We start from the raw sequence: 24,848 nt of genomic DNA, 5'->3' as shown, positions 1-24,848 counted from the left end.
TGGGCAGCTTTGTGGCGGCGTTGGTGGCGTTGTATGGGGCGCTGAGCTGGGCGTTATAACGGGAGGTTTTACTTATGATGAATTTAGTTGAGTTATTTTTTATCGTCTTTTTTGCTGGGCTTGGCTCAAGCGCTATTTTTTACGCTCTTATAATAACAATGGCCCCGCTTACAGAAATAAATAACAAAGCGGTAGAAGCGTTTGTGGCCGTTTATTACGTATTGAGCGGCGTAATTTGTACTGGCGCGTTTTTCTATATGGTAATCAGATTCGTAACTTCGTAATTACCACGCAACTACCGGCCTAGTTTACGAAGTATAAAGTATAAGGAGGCGATATTATGTACGAAATTAGAACGGCAATTACAGGCGGAGTACCATTTATCGAACTGGCAGGCACGGAGGTAGAGGCGGCCTATCGAGGCGCTGGCAATGCGATATTAATCGTAGAGGGCGGCGAGTTAACCAAGCTGATTTACGAAAACCAGGCGTGCCCGGCCGTTGGTATCGAATTAAATACGGATCAGTTTTACGCGCTACTGGCGGAGCATGGCGTATACTTAGACGAATTAGAACCGTTTAACGGCGATCAGATATTACTCGGACATTGCAGCGCATATACGTTTTGCTTTCCGTGGGAATACTTCGGTGAGTCGACGGAAATAGAGATAATGCGGCAACTGGCGGAGGAAGAGGCGAAGCAGGCGGAACTAACGCGAAGCAAGGGGCGCGTATATACGTAATTACCTAAACCCTGCGGCTAACGCCTGCACTGCGCCTGACGGCTTGTGCGCATAGTACGTATATCGGTGTTATTAACATCTTCGTATGGTAGTAGCGGAATGATAACCCTACGCGGCCACATGATCTTTATGTGGGCGCAATGAAATTTAAGATTAACAACGAGTATAAAGCGCCTTTACCGACTTTACCGCTATTAACGTTATAACCTAAACCCTGCGGCTAACGCCTGCACCTCACTTCGTTCGCTGCTAATAACTAATGACAATACGCGTATGTATATACCTCTTCGCTAAAAAAGGTTTCACCGTAAAAGGTGGGATACTGGGATATTGAAGACTTAGCAAATAGGGGCGTAAATCGAAGCATAATCGAGCATGAGCGAGTATAGGTCGAATAAACCCGTGTTACACATAGGGACGTAAAAGGCACGTATTCGCCCGATTATGGGACGTAAAAGGCACGTAATATTATCTTACCTAAAGAATAAGCGGCAAGGGCTGCGTGAATATCTGGAATTAGATACCATAAATATTACATTTATATTACAATTCACTTTTATACCTGCCAAACTGGGGCCGAATGTAACCTATCTTTATAGAGGGGTATATAATCTCTCACATTGCGTTACTGCCTCGTTATATTTACGTGTAGGCCGTTAGGTTAGGGATATCCAAACGGTTATATTAGCTCGTACGGTTTATGACTGTACGGGCCTTATTTTTAAGATTCTAAAGTAAGATAAAATTTATTAGATTAGGGGGTTTTATTAATGGATGTAAAAACGTTAAAGATTGTACGTAAGGCGCTCGGTATTAACCAGGCGCGGCTGGCACGTGAGGTCGGCGTCGGACTGACTTTCATATCGCAGCTTGAAGCGGGCTATAAGGATATACCGCCAGGCCGTAAGCAACTACTACGTGAAGCACTGCCGGTAACTGACGAAGAAATTGCAATGCTGATCGATATCCACGACCGATTAAACTAACTAGGAGGCATAACGGTGGAAAATGAGACGGTTAAGCTGATCCGTTATTACTTGCGCATGTCGCAGCCGGACTTCGCGGAGCATATCGGAGTCACATACTCGACGGTAGCGGAGGTAGAAGCAGGCAGGCGTAAGGTTACAGACGGGCTATGCGCAAAGATCGCATTAAAGTTCGACCCGACGGACGAAGGCTTTCAGGCGTTTGTTAAACGTAACCGCGAATTAAAGGCGGTATTAAAACGAAAAAACTAGGGGGATGATTGATAATGAAATGGGAGGACTTAGGACCGAAAACGAAGGCGAACGCATTACGGGCGAAGGAAAATCACGTAACTATCGACGGAAAGATATATAACGAGTTTGGACAAGAAGTTGAATTCGTAGAAACCCGTATTGTACAGACGGAAAAGCAAAGGCGTAGATACGAGGATAAAACAAAGATGGACATTCACTCGGACGAAAACGGTAAGTTTGTACTGGCGTTATTCGCGCAGACAACTACGATGGAAGATCGATTCCCAAGCCTAACAAAGCAAGACCTGGCACGCCTTATGTACGTTGGCACGTTCGTAGCTTGGGGCACTAACCGCCTGCAAAGCGGCAAACATATCATTCGTAAGCGCGACTTGCAAAATAAAATCGGAATATCGCCGAAAAGGTTCCGCGAGTTTTATAAGCGTTTGATGGACGAGGGTATTATTAAGGAGAATAACGAGACTGGCGAAATCTTCGTTAACCCGATGGTATTCTATCGCGGCGACATTAAGGCCCACGACTACGACGTAAGCGACTACGAACATATTCGCGTGTTCCGTAAGACCGTGCGCGAATTATACGAAACTTACAACGGGCGGTCAGTCGGTAAGCTGGCGATAATTTACAGCGTGCTGCCGTTCCTTAACTTCTCGACGAACATTATAAGTTATAACCCGGACGAAACAGACCCGTCGCTTATACGTCCTATGAGCGTTAAGAAACTGGCGGCGCTGCTCGGATATAAGGAAGAAAGACGCCTAAGCAGCGAGTTAAACAGCGTATGGTTAGACGGCAAGCCGGTATTCACATACGTAATTAATCCGCATGACCGTAGAGAGCGCAGAGTAGTCGTTAACCCTAGCGTTGTATATGGCGGCGGAGGTAAAGACTTGGACGCAATCAAAGCGCAGTTTGCGCAATAAAACGAGGAGGGCGAAACGTATGAATAAAGGAATAAAACATATTAGCGAAAACTTTGCCGGAAAAATAGAAGGCGAAGGACATAGCCTCGACGTTGTTTACGAGTTTGAGTCGGAGAAGGATCGGTTGGTTATTTCCGAGGCTGACGAGCATTATTATCGAATGGTCGACGGTGAGCTAGTGGAAAGCGACGTAGTTACCGAAGAATTTGCGCACCAACTAACGAACCAATGGCGGCAAGCGATCGATTATGACGACTACCATGAGGCGAGGTGGCAGCGTGGAAATGCTCGAAGTAGCGACGCGACAACAGACGATAAGGCTCGCAACGGCGAATAAAATAAATCCGCTAGTCACTGCGGAGCCTGCGGAGTGGTATCCCGTTAACTTTATCGGCGACGTTGAAACGCCTTTAGAAGAGCGGATGAAAAAATATGCCGACGAAAATAACTTGTGGGCCTTGCCGTTTAACGGGGGCTTATTTTTTATACGTTGATATCCGACTGGACCGCGGTTAGTTAAAAACCTTGTCAAGTCCGCGGGAGGATATTACGCAAATACATACTGAGAGAGGAGGGGACGGTATGGAAGCGAGCAATAACGTAGAAGCAAAGGCAATTTATACACTGGCGCTGGCAATCGTTGAAAGCACCGGTAAGACGTACGTTAGTTACGAGCTTAGGGAAGCGATTAAGGCGATGCAAGAAGAATTCAAACAAAACTAATTTAAGGGGATGGGATTAATTATGGAGATGAAAAAACAAGCGAAGCAGGTAACGCTGGAAGACTTATTGTTAGCGGTGGGGCAGATTCGATCGAGCCTATCGCGTATTGAGCGCAAGGTGGAAGCAATTGACGACAAGGTAGACGGTATCAACGGCGGTGATCGCGCATGAGGGAAATTTACACGGATAGCAGGCGGACCATTGCGCGCATAAGCAAGGATAACCGATATGAGCGAACAGTAGAAGTACGAAAAGAGGGGCGGCTAATAGCTGCCCTTTTTACGTTGAAAGCGGGTGATGACGATGAACAAACGACAAGTTAAATCGCTACAAACACGTCTGCACCGGCACGCCCGCAGTCAATGCGCTAATCACGAAGGCGAAGACGGCTGCAAGCTGACCATGCACGGCAAGTGCGTCTTATCGTTCGATGCTGATCGGGTGATAGCGAATGTATGCCCGCACTATATGAAGGCGGTCGGACCGGCAGACCCGGGGTTATTCGACGAGTACCTCGAACACTTCCCGGACAACTATCCGTTAAAGAAATCAAAGACGGAATATCCGGATACATGCGAGCGTTGTGCTGTCCGTTACAAGAAATCGAGTAACCGCCAGAAATACTGCGAGGCATGCCGCGAAGAAATAAAGCGCGAGCAAGCTAAGAAACGGATGAAAAATAAACGTTTGAAGGACTCGACAAATAAGTGACCAATACCGTTACGCTTTAGGGGCTGAAAAAGCCTGATATATGGGGGTTTTTAGGGCATTATTTCCGGTTTAGGTATAAACACCTTGCCCCCCTTGAAAATGCATTTTAAACGCGTAACGCAAAGGAGGCAGCCGAAATGAAATGTTTGTACACGACTTACGGCTACTATCGGAATGAGCCGACGGAATTGAAGTTACATGCCCGCGATAAAGCCGGCCGCCATGCGCCTATAACGCCAGGCACGACCGTATTAAGCGTAACCGACGCGGGGCATGCGTTAACAAGCGGAGCTGGCGAGGTCCTAAGCCGCGGCATTGATACGGACGTTATGCAAATTATAAGCGCAGCCAGGGCGCAAGGCTTGTCGCTTTATCCGTTAACGATCGGCATTAACACGAAGAAGGAGCGAGTTAACATGGACGCAGATAGATTCGAGGATCAATACGCGGATATCGAAGAAGGTCGGCATGTCCGCAGGTATTTCAAGGCATACCTCGATAAGACAAGCGGTCGTAAACATACGGCTATCGGCGTGATCGAATATGACGCGCGTAACACGTTAAGCATCGCCAGCTTGTACGAGGGCCAGGCGCTGAGCAACGCCGAAGCAGCGAACAAAGTAGCGGCATATGTAGAGCGGCAACTGGCGGCCGATGAAGTCGGGGTAGTGCGCATGATTAACATAAGCCTGCGCCGTAACTTCGCTGATAGATTCGCCGGCAAGCTCGTAATCAAAACGGAAAAAGCTAAGCAAGGCGCGGCGGAGGTCATAGCGTTAGCGGAGGATGCCGCGGAAAGAAAAAACGATGTAATCGAGGTATTTAACGAACCAATGACGTCAGGAGTTGAGGCGAATGTATAGCGAAGACAAGTCGGACAACGCCGGCTTAATAACCGCAAGAATCGACGTGGATCCGGGGCCGGAAGCAGGCGTAAAGAAGGTCGCCCTACTAGCGATTGAACAGGCGAGTGGCAAGACGATATTTAAAGCGACGTATAAGACGAAGCAGCGCGGCGACTTTGCGGCGTATAACAGCGCCAGGGAGTTGCTCGATCAGGTCGCTAAGTTAAACGGTATGACCGTAGACGAGGTCGACAGTAACGCAGATTTACCACAAATAAAAATGAGTACAAGGAGATGGAGATAATTATGAGTTACGAAAAAGTGTTTATGACGGAGAAAACAGAAGTAGACGGGAAAATGTATGCGGCGGGCGAGCTTTACGAATTGCCAAAGGAAACAGCGGCGGAAATTTACGAGAAGAAAGCCGCCATCGGTATGAACATACCTGAGGTAGACGCTTACCAGGATAAAGTACAGCGCGAAGTGACGAACTTTAAGCAGAAAGCGGAAGCAATCGAAAAAAGTATTGATCCCCGATACCGAGATGAAACGTTTAAACAGGCCGCAATCGACGAGCTTAAGGCGGAGTTAGACGCCAACGTAAATAATATCCAGTCGGAATACAAGGCTTTCATCGATGAGATCCGCCATGCAGCTAAGGAAGAGGCGGCCAACAAGCGCGTCGCAATCAGTAATACAGCACGCGAACAAGCAGCCCATACAGCGCGGTCACTTGCCGCAGAAATTGCAATGGGCGATGGGCAGGGCGCTATTGACATATTAGCTGAGAAATTACCGTATATGGACGATCGCACGAAACTAGCGCTATCACACGAATTGCCAAGCGTTATGCAGGCGGCAGCCGGTAAGCCTGCGTTAGAAAAGCAGCTGCGCAGTATTTATCGCGACGTAAGACAGCGTGAAAGCGCGGAGGAGGTATTCGCTAAGGCGGCGCAAAAACTGCCTGATGCATGTACACTGCCTTATACGACGTTGAAAATGGCGAACAAACGCTACTTCAATACGGATATCGAAGTAAAGCATGAGCGAAGACATAAAATCTAACCGCATACCCCGCTGCGATGATGTGAGGTCCGTCCCGTCACTCGCGGAGCAGTGAAGCAACGAAGCAACTAATAAATTAAAAGGAGAGGTTTTATATGCAAATCAATATTAATGTTAACCAATATGAAGGGAATAACTTCAGGCACGGCTACCGCGGACTTAACGCAACTGACGAAAATAACAAGCGCCTACTAAGCGATATCAGCGGCATGAGTGTCGTTGAGTTCGTCGAGAAGGCGTTAGAACAGGCGGTTAAGTCTATCGTAGACAACAGCGGCACTGCCGAAGCGATTACGGTTAACCTGCCGGCAGAGGTCGTATTACCTGCGGCACTGCAAACGCATTTAAACGACAAGTATAGCGCGGATCCCGTAGTCAGCAGCGTAACATTCGCATAATCGAGCAATTAGGGCGCCCTTAACCGGGCGTCTTTTTTATTATATCGGAAAGGAGCGGTAAAAAATGAAGCGTAAAAGCAACAGCCAGACGGCCAAGTTTCGCAAACTAACGAAGCGTCTTAACGCGCAAGTAAACGGTATGACGTACGCGAATAAACGCGGCAAGCTGGCTGAATTTGAACAGCTGGCGGAAATGGCCGGCGCAATCAATGAACGTAAATTGAACGCTGATCAGGCGCAGTCACTCGCACACATGCGTAAAGCCATTAATTACGTCCAGCAATATATCGAATATGACAACGATATTGCCGGTGAACTGGCGGCGCATGAGCTTAAGCAGGCGACAATGGTATTAGGAGGTGCGCGGCATGGCTAAAATGAACATAGAATACGTTGTGAAGGTTACGGACAAATTTTCACGCGATTTAGATCGCATGACACGCCAGGTGAAAGAGGTCGAACGAGCGATTGACTCGGTAGACACGACGGTAGCGACGACATTTAACGCTAACACTGCCGCAGCTAACAGTAAGATAGACGAAACTAACCGTAAAATCGGCGCGCTGCCTCGTATTAGAAATATATACGTCAATGTAGTAGGTAACTTCGATAATAGGTTTAATAAAATTGCGGGTCGCATGCGTACTATTGACGAAATATCCCTCGGCATGATGAAGGGCGGTTTCTTCTCGATGGCGCCAGCGTTAGGGCCGTTACTTGCCGGTGCTGCCGGCGGAGCAGGGGCGTTGGCTGCCTCGATGACTGCCGCGGGTATGGGCGCCGGAGCATTTACGGCCGTGGCAATACCGTTAGCCGCAGAACTGTATAACATCGATCAGAACATGAAGAAAGGCTCGAAAGAATGGAACGCGCTGCCGCAGTATACTCGCGACGCAGTGACGGCGCTGGGCGAGGTACAGTTATCATTAAGGGAATTCCGCGACCAGTTCCGCAAGCCTATCTTCGAGATATTTACGCAGAACCTACGGATCATTAAGGACAACCTTGGCCTATTTACGCCGGCAATATGGAGTACGATAGACGCGGTGAAAAACCTGTCTAGTTCGTTCCAAGAGTCGTTAAACAGCGCCGACGTTCACGGATTCTTTACATGGCTAGGCATGAGGGCCGGACCATACCTCGAACAACTAACGAAAACGGTCGGTAACTTTGCGATGGGCTTCCTTAATATGATGGTTGCGTTTGATCCGTTAGCGCAGTCGTTTATGGATGGCTTTCTGAACATGTCGGAGCGTTTCCGGGAGTGGGCGTCGACGCTCGAGACTAACCAGGCCTTCCAAAACTTCGTAGCTTACGTACAAGAGAACGGACCAACGATGCTGAGTCTGATCGGCAATATCATTACGACGTTGGTTAACCTGGGAATCGCAATGGAGCCGTTAGCGACGAAGGTACTAGAAATGGCTAACTCGTTCTTTGCGTGGACGAGCGAAGTATTAAAGAATCATGAATGGGTCGGACAACTAATCGGCGTGCTATTTATGTTCAGAGGTGTAATCGCGATGATAGGCCCTATTATTGCGTTTGTCACAGCGACAATAACATCCCTAACGCCGGTCGTAATTAAAATCTGGAGTTGGTTCGGCAAGTTCGGCGTAAAACTGCAAAAGGTAATGCCGATTGTCACTCGTATAGGCTTAACGATTCTACGATTAAGTAATCCGATAGGTATTATCATTACTGCGGTTATTCTACTTGCGACTGTCATCGCGTCTAACTGGGACATTATCAAGACGAAAACAATGCAACTAGTCGCTAGGGTCGTTGGATGGTTTATTAACCTTAAAAATGACGTAGTATCAGGCGTTAGCACAATGGTCGGTAATGTCGTTGGCTTTTTTAGCGACTTGAAAAACGACGCGATCAGTTATGCCGCAGAACTGGCGAACATGGTCGGGCAGAAGTATAACGACATGAAGGACGCAGCAACCGAGAAAATGAACGACATGTGGAGCAGTGTACAGGATATCTGGGGGAATATCGAGGAATTCTTCGAGGGCATTGACTTATACGAGTCGGGTAAAGCGATCATTCAGTCGGCTATTGACGGCCTTGACGCTATGAAATCGAAAGTAACCGGCAAAGTATCGGAAATCACCTCGGCTATTCGTGATTACTGGCCGTTTAGCCCCGCTAAGGAGGGCGCATTACGCGATCTTAACAAGCTAAACTTCGGCGGGCCTATCGTTGACTCACTGAAAAAGGCGGAATCACCGGCAGTACGTGCAGCTAATCGAGTAGCAGACGCAATCCGCAAGCCTTTAAACGGCATGAGTGTCGATATGCACGGCGTAACTAATCGTAAGGCAGCAAGTATTAAACGCGGCGGGTATGTCGAAGCTACTACTGGCGTAAGAGACCAGGCGCAAGGCACGGCGTTTACTCAAAACGTTACGATCAATAGCGGCCAGCCGGCGAGTCATTCGGAGGTTCTACGGAAGCAACGTCAAATTATGCGCGATGCTGCGATTGAGTTTGGCGTGTAATTAACTAAATTTATCGGGGGCGATTATATGAAAACGTTAGTATTCACGGATAATTACGAATATATGAATTTTATCGGCTGGCTGGCGGAACAGGGAAAACAGCCGGCGTATGTACGGATGGACCAGGCGGGTCATATTCGGGTCGACTTCGAGTAAAATATGTACGGGCGTCTTCCATTGCGGAGGGCGTCTATAACTTACGTTTGTATCGCATTAAAATAAGGTAAAGTACACTAAAGGATACGGGAAAGTATTAAAATTCACTAAAAAGTTGGCCAAATTGGACAACTTATAGTATAATTTACCAAATACCAATCATACTTATTACTACCGAGCGTTTAACAAGGTGGTGATATATGTGGGTAGAAAAAAGGAGGAGAAAAATATGTTAAAGAACTTCTCTAGTGAAAATCGCGAAAGAATTTACGATGCTGCTAAAAATAACACAAAGAAGAATGAAAAAGGCCTTACAGTTATTGATAAAGATGATCCTTGGAGAAAATACAGTGCCCCGAAACTCGAACTAAAAAGAGAATATAATTACTCTTAAAGAATTGTATGGGGAGAGGGATAGAACCAGCGCAAGTTAGGTATGCTAATGTTCCTAAAGAAGAAGATCCGAATGCCTTAATGGAAAGGCCTTGTGTTATTGTGGAAGTTTATGAAGAAACTAATGAAGTAGCAATTATTAAACTTACGAAAGAAAACCCCCGACCAGGGGATCCTTATGATTATGCGCTAGTTCATTGGAAACGTCCACATGCAGGCCTACCTATACCATCTACAGCTAGATGCGGGAAATTAGTATTAGTTGATGAGTCACAAATATTAAATTTACGGGGTAAACTTCACGTACAAGATGAAGTAGCAATAACGGCCAAACTTGAAGAATTCTTTGAAAAAGGTTATTAGTCACCTAAATCCAGGTGGCTTTTTTTTATTTTACTAATAAGGTATTGGGGAAGCCTGTTTATTTATTATTTAGCACAGGTCCAAAGAATACACCGTTGTCTATGCTATCGAATATGCCAACGTCTACGCCACGGCCCCTACCAACGAAATTTCACACCAAGCAACGACTAAGGAATATTCCAGTCTTAGTAATGGCGCGGGTTTAGGCTTGCCTCCTACTATTCCAAACGAACGAAACATATATACGTATATATATATGCAGAGAAACGGCCTATAACGAAATTAGTTTTGTCTTCACGGGTAGTAGGGCGGTTAGTTTCGTCAGAGAGCGCTATTCTATAAATGGCCCCCTTGCAATATTCGGTTAGTTACCGTACAATAAGACGTATAAAATAACTCGGACAAACCGATAAAGTACGTCGTCAACTGGCCGATAAATATACGTTTAAACTTGCGACAAACCCTGCCGCTAAGCCAATCCGGGGGCATCAACTCCGAATTCATTGCGATGGTAGCCGACCGCCTGCGTCTGGAACATAAAGCAAGTTAATTATGGTAAATACGTTTGCTTAAATAAGATAAAGCTTCCCACTCTTCATAAAGAGAGTGTGGGAAGCTTTTTTCATTCACTCCGGATTTTCATAAAAGTCAATTTTTCCATATAGGGTAGTTAAGGTTATTGTGTAGGCGTGTCTGTAACTTCGTAAAGGAATTATTATGATATTTTATAAAAAATCAGAATTCTCCCTACAAATAATGGAGAACCAAGTATATCTATGTTACAATTTTAAATTATTAATCACTTTATCAAAGTAGCAGGGAGATGTAATAATGAAAGTAGTAAAATTTGGGGGAAGCTCTGTAGCAAATGCAGCCCAACTAAGAAAAGTTGCAAATATTATGTTAGATGATACAGAAAGAAAAGTGGTGGTAGTATCTGCACCTGGTAAAAGGTTCAGTGATGATGTCAAAATGACTGATTTACTGATTGAACTTGCTGGTAAGGTAATAGGCAAGGAAAATCATGATGCAGCTTTATCTGCAGTCATGGATCGTTTCCGTGAAATCATCCAGGAATTGGAGCTCTCGGAGGATTTGACTGAAACGATTCAAAAGAACATCGAATATATCATCCAAACACATGAATCTGCAGAATGGACCTTAGATGCCCTCAAGTCCTGTGGAGAGGATGGTTCTGCACAAATCCTCAGCGCGTATTTACAATCAAAAGATGTAGAAGCTTCCTATGTGAATCCAAAAGATGCCGGCATTATTGTGAGTGATGAACCAGGTCAGGCGCAGGTGCTGGATGAAAGCCTGGAACAACTGTATAAACTTCGGGAACGTGATGGTATTCTTGTCATTCCGGGATTTTTCGGGTACAGCAAAGCTGGCAGATTGGTGACTTTTCCACGGGGAGGTTCTGATATTACCGGCTCTATTGTAGCCGCAGGAGTAAAAGCTGATTTATATGAAAACTTCACGGATGTAGATTCGGTCTATTGTGTAAATCCAACGATTGTTTCTAACCCTAAACAAATTACTTCCTTGACTTATAAGGAAATGCGTGAACTTTCCTATGCAGGCTTTTCTGTTTTTCATGATGAAGCTTTAATTCCCGCGTTTAAAGCAAAGATTCCAGTGTGTATTAAGAACACAAATAATCCCCAAGCGCCAGGGACCATGATTGTTTCAGAAAACGAAGCTGGTTATGGACGTGTTACAGGGATAGCCAGTGATAAAGGATTCCTGACACTTTATGTAAGTAAATATTTAATGAACAGGGAAATAGGGTTTGGTCGTCGATTACTGCAAATTTTAGAAGATGAAGGAATTTCTTTTGAACACGCTCCGTCTGGAATTGATGATATGTCTGTCATTTTACGTGAAGACCAGTTGCCTATAGACAAGGAAGAACAAGTCATTGCACGAATTAAAAATGAGTTGAATGTAGATATGGTGAACATCGAGCGGAATATGGCAATGGTCATGCTTGTTGGAGAAGGGATGAATAATACTATAGGTCTGGCAAGTCAGGCTACCCGTGCTTTCCGTGAAGCGGATGTTAATATCGAAATGATCAACCAAGGGTCATCAGAAGTATCCATGATGTTTGGCGTCTATGAAGAAGGTATGGAACGTGTTGTTCAATATTTATATAAAGAATTTTTTGAATAAAGGTTAAAAAAGCAGCCAGGAACCCTGGCTGCTTTTTTTCTGATCAGCTTGAACTTAATAGTAAGGAACCCTTCTTTTTGGATGGCTCAAGGGAGTCCAATTGTTTTTGTAAATAATAATAATCCTTTGCACCTGATTCTATAGCCCCTTTTAATAATTGCTCAAACAACTCTGCAGTCATAATCGCATCATTCAATGCATGGTGACGTTCCATCTGTTCAATATCAAAGTATCTTAATAAGGGATCCAGCTGGTGACGTATTTCAGGAAGCAGCCATTGGGCAACTAATTGGGAATCGATCACAGGAGGATTAAAGTCAGGAAGCTTCCAGCGTTTTAACATTGCACGCAGAAAACGCATATCAAACTTTGCAGGGTGGGCAACTAAAATAGAATTATCACTGAACGATAAAAAACGGTCAAACCCTTCAATGAAAGACGTTCCATTCTTTAATTGAGTGCGCGTCAGTCCGGTCAAGTCCAATGTATGCCTGCGTACAGGGCGAATCGGCCTTATAATTTGATGGAATTTTTTTATATGACAAGATTGCAGACCTTCGATTTGGATGGCACCGATCGATATAATCTCATGACCTATCTCCGGAAGAAAGCCGGTGGTTTCTAAATCGAAAATTGTATAAGTTGCTTGATCCAGCGGCTGTTGAAGTAATTCGCCTGGAGGCTGGTAATTCTCTAGTTTCCGATATAACGTATGATAAGCATCCTGCCTCCGGTATGGGCGGATTTTATAGGAATAAATTGCTTTTTCAAAGAACAGATATTTAAGTATTTGCAGGTCAATAGGAAGCATTAAACCACCCGATTCCTGTTATAACTTAATTCCAGTACTTGTTGCAGACGTTTAGCTATAATCAAGGCGTCACGAAGCAGCCTTTTTTCATCTTTTTTGAGACGGGCCAGGTTTAACTCATTGGTTAACGGCAGGTTCTCGTCTAACTGCCGCAAATTTTCCTGTAATCGGAAGGTAAGCAGGCGATGGAAAGCTAATTTAGCATTTTCGGCATCTCTAGGGTGGAATCGTTCCTGTTCGGTGAGTGCTGTCAGCCTTTTTACCGTATTAATTTCATCAATCCCGTACTTGATAGAATAAATTCGGATAGCATTGACAATCTGCATTATCGCAGATTTCTTTAAATTTAACCCTCTTTTTTTGCCTATGCCGGTGATCCTGCCGAATGGCTGAATCGGTACTCTGAATCGTAAGGTATCCTTCATTAATAACTGATGAAGATTTAAGGAACGTTGGATTCTTTTCACGACATATTCCCGAAGTTCATAGGCGAGGGAATAGTCACCGAATACCGGCCGAAAATCGACAAAGATAGTAAAATCCCTTATTTCCTCTCCATCCATTTTTTCGATCCATTCATTTATGCTGTTATACCATTCCTCTGTAGATTTCCTCCATTTTTCTTCTTTTGCCATAATTCCTCCGGTGCATAATGGAAAGCCACAATAATGAAGCATGTGATTAATCTTTTCGCCCAATCGTTTAAAATAGTTTTCGATTTTTTCGGCGGCATGCAGGTGTTTATAATCTGCCAGTATCAGACCATTGTCCTGGTCTGTACTGAAAGCTTGTTCTTTTCTCCCCAGACTCCCCATCACTATAAAACAATAGTTGATTGGAGGAGCGCCATACCCTTCTTTTACCATCTCTTCCTCAGCAATCTGAATAATTTGTTTGTGGATACGTTCATTATAATTGGATATTAATTCTGTGATGTCATAGGCATACATGTTCTCACCGACAAGACTGGCCACAAATTGTTGGAAGCGTTGATTATTGCTGGGAGATAATAATTTTAGCTCTTCTACACTAGTGGCATTTGAAATCCTGTAAGTCAAATCGAAATATACAGAGTTTTGAATCGTAAAGAAAGAGGACTGCCTCAACACCCCTGCAATGGTATCCCGGTGCAGGACCGGGATAAGCTCCGTAGGGTGATGCTTCAAGTAACTTAATGCATCATATATAAAGGACTGAGAGGCAATGGCGAACGATTCTTCGGTCGCATATGCTTTTACCGGCCTGGTATGTCCATTTTCAAAATAAGCCTTTAAAATTTCTGAATAACCAATCATACCGAGCATAGTCTGACGGTCTTCACTTACGATCAAGGCTTCTACCTTTTCTTCCTGGATAATCCTGGCTGCTTGTTCCACCGTTTTTTCTGGATGAATGAAAGTGGGCGGCTCCATAAAGGTATCGGCACGCTTTTTAAACAATTCTTTCTCATCATTTTCATCAGATGTAGAACTTTTATATTTAATCTCATTATAGAGCGATTTCATCATGTTGCTGATTTCATCGACGACTACTTTTGAGAAGTGTGTATTGGTGGACATGACATCAAAGAATTTCGATTTATCAAAACGTAGTGTCTTGGTCGCTTCAAGTGCCTGTACAGAAAATTTCATCTCCCCGCTTGTCAGCATCATCATGACACCTACCAGGTCTCCGGGATAAAAAAAGTTGACGGACAACTGCTGACCATTCGAACGGTGCATAATATTCTTGGCAAGTCCTGATAATATAAATTGCACCTCTATTGTATCTTCTTCTTGATCTTCATGGATAATGAATTCATTTTTATTATATTCATTCATGGAAGCATCACCGAAAATTTCATTGAATTCTTCAGGTGTTAACAAGTTGAAGGGATACTGCTCTTTGAACATATCCTGGTAACTTTCCATCTAAAAACTCCTTCGTGATATTCTTAGTAGTCTTAGTATAGCAAATTAAGTATAACGAATGCTTCCCAAGCCGTTTAAAGGAATTCTCCCCGAGGTTTCGCTAACTGTTTTTGTTGATTATTCATAATAGCCTTATTCCACAATAGGGCCGAATTGTGGAAGACTCAGTTTCAAGATAGTGAGGGTTCTTTACCATAATAGCGTCAGGGATGTCCGGGAAACTACTCGCTTTCCTGCGGGGGAACCGGCAAGCCTCCTCGGTCGTTTTCACTCCCTGTGGGGTCTTGCCTAGTCCCTTCTCCCGCGGGAGTCTCGCAGTTTCCCTGCCACCCCATCCGAAGGATGGGAGAAAAGAACCCCTGTTATATTGCAGATGTCTTCTACTTTTAATGGATAATTGAATAAAGACGCGGTTTTAAGCTCACATTTCATGCATAGCTCACTCTTGGTTTGAAGAACGATATACCGATGTTTCCGTATCTCTCATAAACGCAAGGAGGTCCGGGAAATTGCGAGACTCCAGTGGGATGGACATGAGCGGTGAGATCCCGCAAGGCGAAGCCCGAGGAAGCTCACCGTACGCCCATGGAAAGCGAGTAATTTCCCGGACCTCCTAACCGTTACTATCGTAACGGAAACAATTTATCTCGAAACTGAGTCTTCAAGAAAAGGGAGCTTTACTGGAGAAATGCAATGTTGGTTTTAACCAATAAAAAAAGAGCTCTTTAGCTCTTTTTAAAATTTCCCATTCGTATTTTTCCTCTTACTATCCCGGTGACGAATAAATCCTGCTATAAACCCTATACCGCCTAATATAAATAAAACCCCAAATATGAATTGGATAGAAATATGAAAAAAGATGGGATGCATAATACCAAATAACGTGTCCCGGATTAGTTTAATTCCTAATGTAGCAATAATACCCGGAATCAGCATAATTAATAAAGCTATCAATCGCATTGTGCTTTATCTCCCTTTAATATCAATAATTTATTGCAAAACCTTTCACTGCTTTTTAGTATAGCAAACAAGCTTTTTTCTGAAAACATTTTTATCTTGCTAATAAATGCAGGTTAGATTATGATGAAAGTACGCAAAAAATTGCAGGAAGTGGTACAGTGAAACGAGTACTAATCGTAGGAGCGGGAAAAGGCGGAACTGCGTTATTAAAGTTGCTGAAAGCGACTAATCGAATGGAGATTGTCGCTATTGTAGATATTAATGATCAGGCGGATGGTTTGCGTCTGGCTGCCGAACTCGACATCCAGACGGGTTCGGACTGGAAGCAATGGATACATAAAGACATTGATATAGTCATCGAAGCCACTGGGGATGAGAAGACATTTGAAGCTATCCTTTCCAGAAGAAAAGGGAAAACGGTAGTGATCCCAGGGGCGGTAGCCTATATCACCGCTGAACTTTTAGAAGAAAAAGAAACGTTATTGACTGAATTGAAAACGCAAACAATTAATCAGGAACTGATATTAAACAGTATTCATGATGGAATGATTGTGATAGATGAACAGGAAAACGTGACGTTCATGAACCGTAGTGCTGCGAAGATTTTAGGGATGGATAAAAAAGATGCACTTAAGCGGAAAGTGGATGAGATCATAACATCCACCAGACTTCCTCAAATCATGAAAACGCGCCGGAAAGAGGTTAACCAGAAGCTCATACTGGAAAATGGCAAAAAGGTGATTACCACTAGAATTCCTATTATAAATAGTGCTGGTGAAGTGATGGGTGCCTTTGCTGTTTTTAAAGATATTACCGAAGTGGTGGATCTTGCAGAAGAAATAACTGATCTCAAGGAAGTAAAAACGATGTTGGAAGCGATTATCCAATCTTCCGATGAGGCAATCACGGTCGTTGATGAAGATGGGAAGGGATTGATGATTAATCCTGCCTACACCAGAATTACGGGGCTTACGGAAAAAGATATTGTAGGAAAGCCGGCAACCGTGGATATTTATGAAGGCGAGAGTATGCACATGAAGGTACTTCAGACAAGGAGACCTGTTCGAGGTGTGAGGATGAAAGTCGGTCCTGCCAAAAAGGATGTCATTGTCAATGTTGCGCCGGTAATCGTGGATGGAAAGCTGAAGGGGAGTGTCGGTGTCCTGCATGACGTGACTGAAATTAAGTCATTGACCAGTGAGTTGAAACGGGCAAGGCAGATTATCAGGAAGCTGGAAGCGAAATATACCTTTGATGACATTATTGGCACTTCGCAAGAAATGACGCTTGCATTAGAACAAGCGAAGGTGGGAGCGAAAACGCCTGCCACGGTTCTTTTAAGAGGAGAATCTGGTACAGGAAAAGAACTTTTTGCTCACGCCATCCATAATGAGAGCGGCAGAAGGCATAATAAGTTTATCCGGGTCAATTGTGCAGCTATTGCAGAGTCGCTATTGGAAAGCGAGTTATTCGGTTACGAAGAAGGTGCCTTCTCGGGCGCCAAACGAGGCGGCAAAAAAGGTTTATTTGAAGAAGCGCATAATGGCAGTATTTTTTTGGATGAAATCGGAGAGCTATCACTTCAAATGCAGGCAAAATTACTCCGTGTGCTGCAGGAAAAAGAAATCGTACGGGTTGGCGGAACTAAGCCAGTACCGGTGGATGTGCGAATCATAGCAGCCACGCATGTCAATTTAGAGAAAGCGATCATGAACAAGAGCTTTCGGGAAGACCTCTACTACCGACTTAATCGACTGCCTATTTATATACCTCCATTAAGGGAGAGGATTGAAGATATCCCGTTATTAATTGAGTATTTGATACAGAAATTGAACGAAAATTATGGGCGCAACGTTAAGAGGCTGGATGACGATGCATTAGAAAAGCTTAAAGGTTATAACTGGCCGGGGAATGTAAGGGAACTTGAAAATATTATCGGAAGAGCAATGATTTATATGGAGAACTATGATGAAGTCATTCAACTTTCTCATATCCCGCCTTTAAAGCATACGACTCCAGAAAGAGAGGGGCAAAAAGATGCCGGACAAGTATGGCTGGGAGAAACATTGCAGGTGGCTGTGGACGCATACGAGCGAAAATTGTTGGCTGAAGCTTATCAGGCACACAATTATAATAAAACACAGACAGCAAAGGCCCTCGGAATATCGATTAGAAATCTTTATTATAAACTTGATAAATACAATTTAGACAAAAATAGCATGCAATAAATTGCATACACGATAATCTTTGCATGGGTGAAAGACAAACCGGGAAGCGTTTTCATTGGATGGAAATTTGGCATGAAATTTGCATGTTAATAGTGAAGAGGTGAGAGTTTGCGTACTTTAGAAACATTACTCAAACAATTGGATAACAACGCTGTAAAAACTGTTGCCGTAGCTCAAGCGGCAGATCGTGAAGTACTGAAAGCTGTCAACAAAGCTATAGAAAACAATCTCTGTCGTTTTTTGCTGGTTGGGGAACATAAAGAAGTCGAGAAGCTTGCGGGCGAGATTGGACTAAGTTTAAATCACCCCTCAATCGAAGTCTTGGACTCCAACCAGGAAGAGGCGGCAGCTGTTGCGGTGAAAGCAGTAAAGACAGGCCGGGCACAAGTAGTTATGAAAGGTAACCTTTCCACCAAAGAAATATTGAAGGCGGTACTTCACAAAGATTATGGGCTTCGTACAGGGAATGTATTATCCCACGTAGCCCTGTTTGAAATACCGAACCAGGATAGACTGATATTCCTGACGGATTCTGCGATGAACATTGCCCCTTCTTTGGAAGAAAAGGCACAAATCATTGAAAATACAGTTTCAGTGGCGAGGAGTTTAGGGATTGAACAACCGAAAGTAGCAGTCCTGGCTGCAGTTGAGGTAGTGAATCCTTCCATGACTGCAACAATGGATGGGGCGCTGCTTACCCAGATGGCGAATAGGGGCCAACTGAAAAATTGCCAGGTGGATGGACCGCTTGCGTTTGATAATGCCGTAAGTATAGAAGCAGCCGAGCAAAAGGGGATCACCTCCCCTGTTGCTGGAAAAGCAGATGTACTGTTAGCTCCAGCTATTGAAACAGCTAATGCGTTGTATAAATCTTTTATGTATTTTGCCAATGCGAAAGTTGCCGGAATTATAAGCGGAGCTGCAGCACCAATCGTTCTCACCTCTCGTGCTGATTCAGCAGAGAGTAAAATATATTCACTCGCACTTGCTTTACTATCATCTGATACACATTAGGAGGAATACGAGATGGAAATTTTCACTTATATGAAAGAATATGACTATGAGCAATTGGTATTTTGTCAGGACGAAACTTCTGGTTTGAAAGCGATCATTGCTATTCATGATACAACGTTAGGCCCTGCATTAGGTGGGACCAGAATGTGGACGTATGATTCCGAAGATGCGGCTATTGAAGATGCCCTTCGTCTTGCCAAAGGTATGACCTATAAAAATGCAGCTGCAGGCTTGAACCTTGGTGGCGGTAAGACTGTTATTATCGGAGATCCTAAAAAAGATAAGAACGAAGAAATGTTCCGTGCGTTTGGACGGTATATTCAGGGACTTAATGGCCGTTATATTACGGCTGAAGATGTAGGGACTACAGTGCAGGACATGGATTTAATTCATGAAGAAACAGATTATGTAACCGGTATTTCTCCGGCATTTGGTTCTTCAGGAAATCCTTCGCCTGTGACGGCTTATGGTGTATATCGCGGAATGAAAGCTGCTGCCAAAGAGGGATTTGGAACAGATTCACTAGAGGGAAAAACAGTAGCAGTACAGGGCGTCGGAAACGTCGCTTACAACCTTTGCCGCCATCTTCATGAAGAAGGCGCAAGTTTAATCGTAACGGATATCAACAAAGATGCCGTTCAACAGGCTGTCGAGAACTTTGGCGCCAAAGCGGTTGATCCTGATGAAATATATGGCGTTGACTGTGATATTTATGCGCCATGTGCCCTGGGTGCAACAATCAATGATGATACAATTCCACAATTGAAGGCTAAAGTTATCGCTGGAGCGGCTAACAACCAGCTGAAAGATACATCACATGGTGATATCCTCCATGAAAAAGGAATCGTTTATACGCCTGATTACGTCATCAATGCCGGAGGGGTAATTAATGTTGCCGACGAGTTGAATGGTTATAATAAAGAGCGGGCGATGAAGCGGGTAGAAACAATTTACGATAATGTATCCAAAGTGTTCGAAATATCCAAGCGGGACAATATTCCGACATATGCAGCTGCTGACAAAATGGCTGAAGAACGTATTCAGCGCATGCGTCATTCAAGAAGCCAGTTTTTGCAAAATGGACACCATATTCTCAGCAGAAGATAAACAGCGAAGGTTGATCGGAGGTTTAAGGCAGTGCAGCAAGCTTACAGAATACTTGTTATTAATCCAGGTTCGACATCTACAAAAATCGGAGTCTTTGAGGAAGAAACTTGTATTTTTGAAAAGACAATCCGCCACAAGACTGAAGAGGTGGCGGGTTTTTCGAGAATCATTGAGCAATTTGAGTTTCGGAAACAAGTGATATTAGATGAACTGGATAAAGAAGGAATTAATATCAGTAAATTGAGTGCCGTGTGTGGTCGTGGCGGTTTGTTACGACCTATTGAAGGTGGTACGTATGAAGTCAATGATGCAATGCTTGAGGACTTAAAAGCCGGCTATAATGGCGAGCACGCCTCTAATTTAGGTGGCATCATTGCGAATGAAATTGCGCAAGGGCTTAACATACCAGCTTTTATTGTGGACCCGGTAGTCGTCGATGAACTACAGGAGATTGCAAGGGTTTCAGGGGTTCCTGAAATTCCAAGAAAAAGCATCTTCCATGCATTGAACCAAAAAGCCGTAGCTAGAAGAGCAGCAAGTGACTTGAGGCAAACTTATAAAGAATCCCGCCTGATTGTGACCCATATGGGTGGCGGTATTACAGTAGGGGCACACAAAAATGGCAGGGTTGTCGATGTGAACAACGGTTTGCATGGCGACGGTCCTTTTTCTCCGGAACGTGCAGGGACGGTACCCGCTGGTGATCTCGTTGCCATGTGTTTTTCTGGACAGTATTACCGGGATGAAATTATGAAGAAGCTAGTCGGAAAAGGCGGATTAATGGCCTATTTAGATAGCAACGACGCGGTAGAAATAGAAAAGCGTTTGGAACACGGCGATAAAAAAGCAGCATTGATTTATGACGCGATGGCTTATCAAATAGCAAAAGAAATTGGATCAATGAGCACGGTATTGGAAGGGAAAGTCGATGCTATTGTGCTGACTGGGGGTCTGGCGTACGGGAAAGGCTTTGTTGAGCAAATATCTGAAAGAGTCAAGTGGATTGCTGATATCCTGGTTTATCCTGGCGAAAATGAGCTGGAAGCTCTGAATGCCGGCACATTACGCGTGCTTCGTCAGGAAGAACTGCCCAAGCATTATCCAAATTTCACAGAATAGAAAGGAGAGTCAACCATGGCTCAAGATTATGATTTAGTCATACTGGGTGGAGGTACTGGTGGATATGTCGCAGCAATCAGAGCCTCTCAGCTTGGTTTGAAAACAGCAGTTGTCGAGAAGGGGAAAATGGGCGGTACCTGCCTGCATAAAGGCTGTATCCCTTCCAAAGCACTGCTCAGAAGTGCTGAAGTATACCGGCAGACAAAAGAAGCGGACGAATATGGAATTATCACGGAACCGCCTAAAATCAACTTCGATCGTGTTCAGAAGAGAAAACAGTCGATCGTGGATACCTTACATAAAGGGGTAGAAGGCCTGATGAAAAAGGGGAAAATCGATGTGTATGAAGGGTTTGGCCGAATTTTAGGTCCCTCGATTTTTTCTCCAATGCCGGGCACCATTTCGGTGGAGATGAATAACGGGGAAGAGAATGAAATGCTGATTCCCAAAAACGTTTTGATTGCTACCGGCTCTAAACCCAAAACCCTGCCAGGTCTCGATATAGATGGCGAATATGTGGGGACTTCCGATGAAGCACTTGAAATGGAAGAACTTCCAAAGTCGATCATTATTGTCGGCGGGGGAGTCATTGGGATCGAATGGGCTTCCATGCTTGCTGATTTTGGTGTGGAAGTGACTGTCATCGAATATCTTCCGCAAATCCTGCCTACAGAAGATCAAGAAATAGCTAAGGAAATGCAACGGTTGATGAAGAAGAAAGGCATCAAAGTTGTAACTGGTGCAAAAGTACTTCCAGACACACTGAAAAAAGACGGCAACGTGGTTATCCAGGCTGAAGTTAAAGAAAAGCAGGAGACTTACGAGGCTGATAAATTATTAGTATCTGTTGGCCGTTCAGCAAACGTGACTAATATCGGGCTGGAAAACACGGATATCAAAGTCGAAAATGGCTTCATTGAAACGAATGATTATTACCAGACCAAAGAAAGCCACATCTATGCCATTGGTGATGTTATTGGAGGCCTTCAGCTTGCCCATGTCGCTTCACACGAAGGAATAACGGCTGTCGAGCATATGGCAGAGAAAAAGCCGGACAAATTGAAAGCCGAAGAAATACCGACATGTATCTATTCTAATCCTGAAGTTGCCAGTGTGGGATTGACAGAGCAACAAGCCGAAGAAGCTGGTTACGAAATCAAAAAAGGGAAGTTTTCCTTCAAAGCAATCGGTAAAGCGTTAGTGTTCGGTGAATCGGATGGTTTTGTCAAAATTATTGCTGATAAAGAGACTGATGATTTATTAGGAATCCATATGATCGGCCCGCATGTAACTGATATGATTTCGGAAGCCGGTCTTGCCAAAGTTCTCGATGCGACTCCATGGGAGATTGCTGAATCCATCCATCCTCACCCGACTTTATCGGAAGCAATCGGGGAAGCGGCGATGGCTGTTGATGGTAAACAAATTCACGGATAATGCAAAGGAGGGGTTGAAATGGCTGAAAATCGCCATGAAAAACTTGGTTTAACGGATGAACAAGTATTAGACATGTACCGGACGATGCTTACAGCTAGAAAAGTTGATGAAAGAATGTGGCTATTGAACAGAGCAGGAAAGATCCCATTTGTCATTTCCTGCCAGGGGCAAGAGGCAGCACAGGTTGGGGCAGCCTATGCGCTTGACCGGGACAAAGATTATGTCCTTCCATATTACCGGGATATGGGGGTTGTGCTTGCTTTTGGTATGACCGTGCAAGAATTAATGCTTTCCGGATTTGCTAAAGCGGAAGATCCTAACTCAGGAAGCCGTCAAATGCCAGGACATTTTGGCCAAAAGAAGAACCGAATTGTCACTGGTTCTTCTCCAGTAACGACCCAGGTCCCCCATGCTGTTGGTATCGCGCTTGCTGGAAAAATGGAGAAAAAGGATTTCGTTTCCCTCGTTACCTTTGGAGAAGGTTCTTCAAATCAGGGTGATTTCCATGAAGGGGCAAACTTTGCCGGGGTTCACAAACTTCCTGTCATCTTTATGGTAGAAAATAATAAATACGCTATTTCTATTCCAGTGGAACGTCAACTCGCCTGTGAGAAAGTATCCGACCGTGCTATTGGATATGGGATGCCTGGTTATACAGTGGACGGGAATGATCCGCTGGAGGTTTATGAAGTAGTCAAGCAGGCAGCCGAACGCGGCCGTAACGGTGAAGGTCCTACACTAATTGAAGCCGTTTCTTATCGCCTGACTGCCCATTCCAGTGATGATGATGACCGTACGTATCGTGAAAAAGAAGAAGTAGAGGAAGCGCGCAAGAAAGATTCCATCATTACATTCGGCAATTACTTGCGTGGACTGGGTATTTTGACTGAAGACCTTGAGAAGGAAATGAACGAAGAGATCACTAAGTTGGTCAATGATGCGACAGATTATGCGGAAAACGCACCGTATGCTGAGCCGGAATCTGCGTTGAAGTACGTATACGAAGAGTAAGGAGGGGAACGACAATGCCAGTAATTTCTTATATCCAAGCAGTTACACAAGCGTTGCGTGAAGAAATGCAGCGTGACGAGAAAGTGTTTGTTTTAGGGGAAGACGTCGGGAAACGCGGCGGTGTATTCCGCGCTACAGATGGGTTATACGATGAATTTGGCGGAGACCGGGTACTCGACACTCCACTAGCTGAATCCGCAATCGCCGGAGTTGGAATTGGTGCTGCTATGTACGGAATGCGGCCCGTAGCCGAAATGCAGTTTGCTGATTTCATCATGCCTGCGGTCAATCAGATAATCTCTGAAGCGGCTAAAATCCGCTACCGTTCCAACAACGACTGGAGCTGCCCAATTACTATCCGTGCTCCTTATGGAGGCGGGGTTCATGGGGCTTTATACCATTCTCAATCCGTTGAGGCTGTATTTGCCAACCAGCCAGGGTTGAAAATCGTTATGCCTTCCACTCCTTATGACGTGAAAGGGTTATTAAAAGCAGCTGTTCGCGATCCTGATCCCGTGCTGTTCTTTGAACACAAACGGGCGTACCGTCTAATTAAGGGAGAGGTTCCGGAAGAGGATTACACGCTTCCGATTGGTAAGGCGGATGTAAAACGTGATGGTTCTGATATTACCGTGATTACATACGGTTTAGCTGTCCATTTTGCATTACAGGCAGCTGAGAAGCTGGCGGAAGATGGGATCGATGCCCATATCCTCGACCTGCGTACCGTTTATCCATTAGATAAAGATGCGATTATTGAAGCGGCATCGAAAACAGGGAAGGTCCTGCTCGTTTCAGAAGATAACAAAGAAGGCGGCATCATCAGCGAGGTGTCAGCTGTCATTAGTGAAAATTGTTTATTCGACCTGGATGCACCTGTTCAGCGACTGGCTGGACCGGATGTCCCAGCCATGCCTTATTCACCGACAATGGAGAAATATTTCATGATCAATCCAGATAAAGTTGAAAAAGCCATGAGAGAGCTTGCTGAATTTTAAATTAAAGG

Annotated in this window: 30 protein-coding genes; 27 read left to right on the top strand and 3 right to left on the bottom strand. The window is 44.4% G+C overall.

The genetic code is table 11. The annotated features are described in order from the left end of the window. Positions 1-74: 74 nt before the first annotated feature. From B9Y67_RS18330 to B9Y67_RS18255, 20 genes are all read left to right on the top strand, one after another. Positions 75-284, top strand: a complete 210-nt coding sequence (locus B9Y67_RS18330) for a hypothetical protein (protein WP_085508813.1) — start codon at positions 75-77, stop codon at positions 282-284. Positions 285-340: 56 nt separating this feature from the next. Then, positions 341-742 (top strand): hypothetical protein, encoded by a 402-nt coding sequence (locus B9Y67_RS18325; protein WP_085508812.1) that lies wholly within the window; start codon positions 341-343, stop codon positions 740-742. Positions 743-1,512: 770 nt separating this feature from the next. Beyond that, complete coding sequence (locus B9Y67_RS18320) at positions 1,513-1,728, top strand: helix-turn-helix domain-containing protein (protein ID WP_085508811.1); 216 nt, start codon at positions 1,513-1,515, stop codon at positions 1,726-1,728. A 15-nt stretch (positions 1,729-1,743) separates the two neighbouring features. Continuing rightward, a complete protein-coding gene (locus tag B9Y67_RS18315) occupies positions 1,744-1,980 on the top strand; it encodes a helix-turn-helix transcriptional regulator (protein WP_085508810.1) in 237 nt (78 codons plus the stop codon). 14 nt (positions 1,981-1,994) lie between these two features. Further along, positions 1,995-2,906: a replication/maintenance protein RepL gene (locus B9Y67_RS18310; protein WP_085508809.1), complete on the top strand. Its 912-nt coding sequence runs from the start codon at positions 1,995-1,997 to the stop codon at positions 2,904-2,906. 19 nt (positions 2,907-2,925) lie between these two features. Further along, positions 2,926-3,243: a hypothetical protein gene (locus tag B9Y67_RS18305; RefSeq protein ID WP_085508808.1), complete on the top strand. Its 318-nt coding sequence runs from the start codon at positions 2,926-2,928 to the stop codon at positions 3,241-3,243. A gap of 245 nt (positions 3,244-3,488) precedes the next feature. Next, entirely contained in the window at positions 3,489-3,629 is a 141-nt protein-coding gene (locus B9Y67_RS20805) for a hypothetical protein (protein ID WP_176224050.1), read from the top strand. A gap of 21 nt (positions 3,630-3,650) precedes the next feature. Beyond that, the gene (locus tag B9Y67_RS20800; protein WP_176224049.1) at positions 3,651-3,800 is read left to right on the top strand and encodes a hypothetical protein; all 150 of its coding nucleotides are present in this window, start codon (positions 3,651-3,653) and stop codon (positions 3,798-3,800) included. Beyond that, entirely contained in the window at positions 3,797-3,952 is a 156-nt protein-coding gene (locus tag B9Y67_RS20795) for a hypothetical protein (protein ID WP_176224048.1), read from the top strand. Before B9Y67_RS20800 ends, B9Y67_RS20795 begins: the two co-directional genes overlap by 4 nt. Positions 3,953-4,070: 118 nt before the next feature. Then, the gene (locus tag B9Y67_RS18300; RefSeq protein ID WP_176224047.1) at positions 4,071-4,340 is read left to right on the top strand and encodes a hypothetical protein; all 270 of its coding nucleotides are present in this window, start codon (positions 4,071-4,073) and stop codon (positions 4,338-4,340) included. 137 nt (positions 4,341-4,477) lie between these two features. After that, entirely contained in the window at positions 4,478-5,203 is a 726-nt protein-coding gene (locus tag B9Y67_RS18295) for a hypothetical protein (RefSeq protein ID WP_085508806.1), read from the top strand. Then, positions 5,196-5,489, top strand: a complete 294-nt coding sequence (locus B9Y67_RS18290) for a hypothetical protein (RefSeq protein ID WP_085508805.1) — start codon at positions 5,196-5,198, stop codon at positions 5,487-5,489. The genes B9Y67_RS18295 and B9Y67_RS18290 overlap by 8 nt, the downstream gene beginning before the upstream one ends. 131 nt (positions 5,490-5,620) lie before the next feature. Next, positions 5,621-6,250, top strand: a complete 630-nt coding sequence (locus B9Y67_RS18285; RefSeq protein WP_139823848.1) for a hypothetical protein — start codon at positions 5,621-5,623, stop codon at positions 6,248-6,250. Between the two features lie 95 nt (positions 6,251-6,345). Then, a complete protein-coding gene (locus B9Y67_RS18280) occupies positions 6,346-6,648 on the top strand; it encodes a hypothetical protein (protein ID WP_085508803.1) in 303 nt (100 codons plus the stop codon). Positions 6,649-6,787: 139 nt separating this feature from the next. After that, positions 6,788-7,024 carry a hypothetical protein gene (locus tag B9Y67_RS18275; RefSeq protein ID WP_139823847.1) on the top strand — a complete coding sequence of 79 codons (237 nt, stop codon included), beginning with the start codon at positions 6,788-6,790 and terminating at the stop codon, positions 7,022-7,024. After that, positions 7,017-9,155, top strand: a complete 2,139-nt coding sequence (locus tag B9Y67_RS18270) for a phage tail protein (RefSeq protein WP_085508801.1) — start codon at positions 7,017-7,019, stop codon at positions 9,153-9,155. The genes B9Y67_RS18275 and B9Y67_RS18270 overlap by 8 nt, the downstream gene beginning before the upstream one ends. 27 nt (positions 9,156-9,182) lie before the next feature. Beyond that, positions 9,183-9,311 carry a hypothetical protein gene (locus B9Y67_RS21075; protein ID WP_254901839.1) on the top strand — a complete coding sequence of 43 codons (129 nt, stop codon included), beginning with the start codon at positions 9,183-9,185 and terminating at the stop codon, positions 9,309-9,311. A gap of 202 nt (positions 9,312-9,513) precedes the next feature. After that, a complete protein-coding gene (locus B9Y67_RS18265; protein ID WP_085508800.1) occupies positions 9,514-9,705 on the top strand; it encodes a hypothetical protein in 192 nt (63 codons plus the stop codon). An 8-nt stretch (positions 9,706-9,713) separates the two neighbouring features. Then, entirely contained in the window at positions 9,714-10,067 is a 354-nt protein-coding gene (locus B9Y67_RS18260; RefSeq protein ID WP_085508799.1) for a type II toxin-antitoxin system PemK/MazF family toxin, read from the top strand. Between the two features lie 831 nt (positions 10,068-10,898). Continuing rightward, a complete protein-coding gene (locus B9Y67_RS18255) occupies positions 10,899-12,245 on the top strand; it encodes an aspartate kinase (RefSeq protein WP_085508798.1) in 1,347 nt (448 codons plus the stop codon). A 43-nt stretch (positions 12,246-12,288) separates the two neighbouring features. Here B9Y67_RS18255 and B9Y67_RS18250 read toward each other — a convergent pair whose 3' ends face one another. The 3 genes from B9Y67_RS18250 to B9Y67_RS18240 form a co-directional block, all read right to left on the bottom strand. Then, entirely contained in the window at positions 12,289-13,056 is a 768-nt protein-coding gene (locus tag B9Y67_RS18250) for a 3'-5' exonuclease (RefSeq protein ID WP_085508797.1), read from the bottom strand. Continuing rightward, positions 13,056-14,966, bottom strand: coding sequence for a DUF294 nucleotidyltransferase-like domain-containing protein (locus B9Y67_RS18245; protein WP_085508796.1), 1,911 nt, complete (start codon positions 14,964-14,966; stop codon positions 13,056-13,058). The genes B9Y67_RS18250 and B9Y67_RS18245 overlap by 1 nt, the downstream gene beginning before the upstream one ends. Positions 14,967-15,701: 735 nt before the next feature. Next, positions 15,702-15,926 carry a DUF2627 domain-containing protein gene (locus B9Y67_RS18240; RefSeq protein WP_062446592.1) on the bottom strand — a complete coding sequence of 75 codons (225 nt, stop codon included), beginning with the start codon at positions 15,924-15,926 and terminating at the stop codon, positions 15,702-15,704. Between the two features lie 158 nt (positions 15,927-16,084). Between B9Y67_RS18240 and B9Y67_RS18235 the strand changes: the two genes are divergently transcribed. From B9Y67_RS18235 to B9Y67_RS18205, 7 genes are all read left to right on the top strand, one after another. Beyond that, entirely contained in the window at positions 16,085-18,154 is a 2,070-nt protein-coding gene (locus B9Y67_RS18235) for a sigma-54 interaction domain-containing protein (RefSeq protein ID WP_085508795.1), read from the top strand. Between the two features lie 108 nt (positions 18,155-18,262). Continuing rightward, positions 18,263-19,168, top strand: coding sequence for a phosphate butyryltransferase (yqiS, locus tag B9Y67_RS18230; RefSeq protein ID WP_085508794.1), 906 nt, complete (start codon positions 18,263-18,265; stop codon positions 19,166-19,168). Between the two features lie 12 nt (positions 19,169-19,180). After that, a complete protein-coding gene (gene bcd, locus B9Y67_RS18225) occupies positions 19,181-20,275 on the top strand; it encodes a branched-chain amino acid dehydrogenase (RefSeq protein WP_085508793.1) in 1,095 nt (364 codons plus the stop codon). 30 nt (positions 20,276-20,305) lie between these two features. Then, the gene (buk, locus tag B9Y67_RS18220) at positions 20,306-21,394 is read left to right on the top strand and encodes a butyrate kinase (RefSeq protein ID WP_085508792.1); all 1,089 of its coding nucleotides are present in this window, start codon (positions 20,306-20,308) and stop codon (positions 21,392-21,394) included. 15 nt (positions 21,395-21,409) lie between these two features. Then, positions 21,410-22,831 (top strand): dihydrolipoyl dehydrogenase, encoded by a 1,422-nt coding sequence (gene lpdA / locus B9Y67_RS18215; RefSeq protein WP_085508791.1) that lies wholly within the window; start codon positions 21,410-21,412, stop codon positions 22,829-22,831. An 18-nt stretch (positions 22,832-22,849) separates the two neighbouring features. After that, positions 22,850-23,842, top strand: coding sequence for a thiamine pyrophosphate-dependent dehydrogenase E1 component subunit alpha (locus tag B9Y67_RS18210; RefSeq protein WP_085508790.1), 993 nt, complete (start codon positions 22,850-22,852; stop codon positions 23,840-23,842). 14 nt (positions 23,843-23,856) lie between these two features. Next, positions 23,857-24,840: an alpha-ketoacid dehydrogenase subunit beta gene (locus tag B9Y67_RS18205; RefSeq protein ID WP_085508789.1), complete on the top strand. Its 984-nt coding sequence runs from the start codon at positions 23,857-23,859 to the stop codon at positions 24,838-24,840. Positions 24,841-24,848: the final 8 nt, after the last annotated feature.

The organism is Thalassobacillus devorans (assembly GCF_900176565.1).
GTDB classification, from domain to species: Bacteria; Bacillota; Bacilli; order Bacillales; family Halobacillaceae; genus Thalassobacillus; species Thalassobacillus devorans_A.
The sequence above is the reverse complement of the archived record's forward strand: the minus strand, read 5'-3'. Positions and strand labels throughout refer to the sequence as shown.

What these genes read in the sequence shown, in the direction of transcription:
- B9Y67_RS18330 (WP_085508813.1), top strand. Translation starts at nt 75, where the DNA reads ATGATGAATTTAGTTGAGTTATTTTTTATCGTCTTTTTTGCTGGGCTT.
- B9Y67_RS18325 (WP_085508812.1), top strand. Translation starts at nt 341, where the DNA reads ATGTACGAAATTAGAACGGCAATTACAGGCGGAGTACCATTTATCGAA.
- B9Y67_RS18320 (WP_085508811.1), top strand. Translation starts at nt 1,513, where the DNA reads ATGGATGTAAAAACGTTAAAGATTGTACGTAAGGCGCTCGGTATTAAC.
- B9Y67_RS18310 (WP_085508809.1), top strand. Translation starts at nt 1,995, where the DNA reads ATGAAATGGGAGGACTTAGGACCGAAAACGAAGGCGAACGCATTACGG.
- B9Y67_RS18305 (WP_085508808.1), top strand. Translation starts at nt 2,926, where the DNA reads ATGAATAAAGGAATAAAACATATTAGCGAAAACTTTGCCGGAAAAATA.
- B9Y67_RS20805 (WP_176224050.1), top strand. Translation starts at nt 3,489, where the DNA reads ATGGAAGCGAGCAATAACGTAGAAGCAAAGGCAATTTATACACTGGCG.
- B9Y67_RS20800 (WP_176224049.1), top strand. Translation starts at nt 3,651, where the DNA reads ATGGAGATGAAAAAACAAGCGAAGCAGGTAACGCTGGAAGACTTATTG.
- B9Y67_RS20795 (WP_176224048.1), top strand. Translation starts at nt 3,797, where the DNA reads ATGAGGGAAATTTACACGGATAGCAGGCGGACCATTGCGCGCATAAGC.
- B9Y67_RS18295 (WP_085508806.1), top strand. Translation starts at nt 4,478, where the DNA reads ATGAAATGTTTGTACACGACTTACGGCTACTATCGGAATGAGCCGACG.
- B9Y67_RS18290 (WP_085508805.1), top strand. Translation starts at nt 5,196, where the DNA reads ATGTATAGCGAAGACAAGTCGGACAACGCCGGCTTAATAACCGCAAGA.
- B9Y67_RS18285 (WP_139823848.1), top strand. Translation starts at nt 5,621, where the DNA reads ATGAACATACCTGAGGTAGACGCTTACCAGGATAAAGTACAGCGCGAA.
- B9Y67_RS18280 (WP_085508803.1), top strand. Translation starts at nt 6,346, where the DNA reads ATGCAAATCAATATTAATGTTAACCAATATGAAGGGAATAACTTCAGG.
- B9Y67_RS18275 (WP_139823847.1), top strand. Translation starts at nt 6,788, where the DNA reads ATGACGTACGCGAATAAACGCGGCAAGCTGGCTGAATTTGAACAGCTG.
- B9Y67_RS18270 (WP_085508801.1), top strand. Translation starts at nt 7,017, where the DNA reads ATGGCTAAAATGAACATAGAATACGTTGTGAAGGTTACGGACAAATTT.
- B9Y67_RS21075 (WP_254901839.1), top strand. Translation starts at nt 9,183, where the DNA reads ATGAAAACGTTAGTATTCACGGATAATTACGAATATATGAATTTTATC.
- B9Y67_RS18260 (WP_085508799.1), top strand. Translation starts at nt 9,714, where the DNA reads ATGGGGAGAGGGATAGAACCAGCGCAAGTTAGGTATGCTAATGTTCCT.
- B9Y67_RS18255 (WP_085508798.1), top strand. Translation starts at nt 10,899, where the DNA reads ATGAAAGTAGTAAAATTTGGGGGAAGCTCTGTAGCAAATGCAGCCCAA.
- B9Y67_RS18250 (WP_085508797.1), bottom strand. Translation starts at nt 13,056, where the DNA reads ATGCTTCCTATTGACCTGCAAATACTTAAATATCTGTTCTTTGAAAAA.
- B9Y67_RS18245 (WP_085508796.1), bottom strand. Translation starts at nt 14,966, where the DNA reads ATGGAAAGTTACCAGGATATGTTCAAAGAGCAGTATCCCTTCAACTTG.
- B9Y67_RS18240 (WP_062446592.1), bottom strand. Translation starts at nt 15,926, where the DNA reads ATGCGATTGATAGCTTTATTAATTATGCTGATTCCGGGTATTATTGCT.
- bcd (WP_085508793.1), top strand. Translation starts at nt 19,181, where the DNA reads ATGGAAATTTTCACTTATATGAAAGAATATGACTATGAGCAATTGGTA.
- lpdA (WP_085508791.1), top strand. Translation starts at nt 21,410, where the DNA reads ATGGCTCAAGATTATGATTTAGTCATACTGGGTGGAGGTACTGGTGGA.
- B9Y67_RS18210 (WP_085508790.1), top strand. Translation starts at nt 22,850, where the DNA reads ATGGCTGAAAATCGCCATGAAAAACTTGGTTTAACGGATGAACAAGTA.
- B9Y67_RS18205 (WP_085508789.1), top strand. Translation starts at nt 23,857, where the DNA reads ATGCCAGTAATTTCTTATATCCAAGCAGTTACACAAGCGTTGCGTGAA.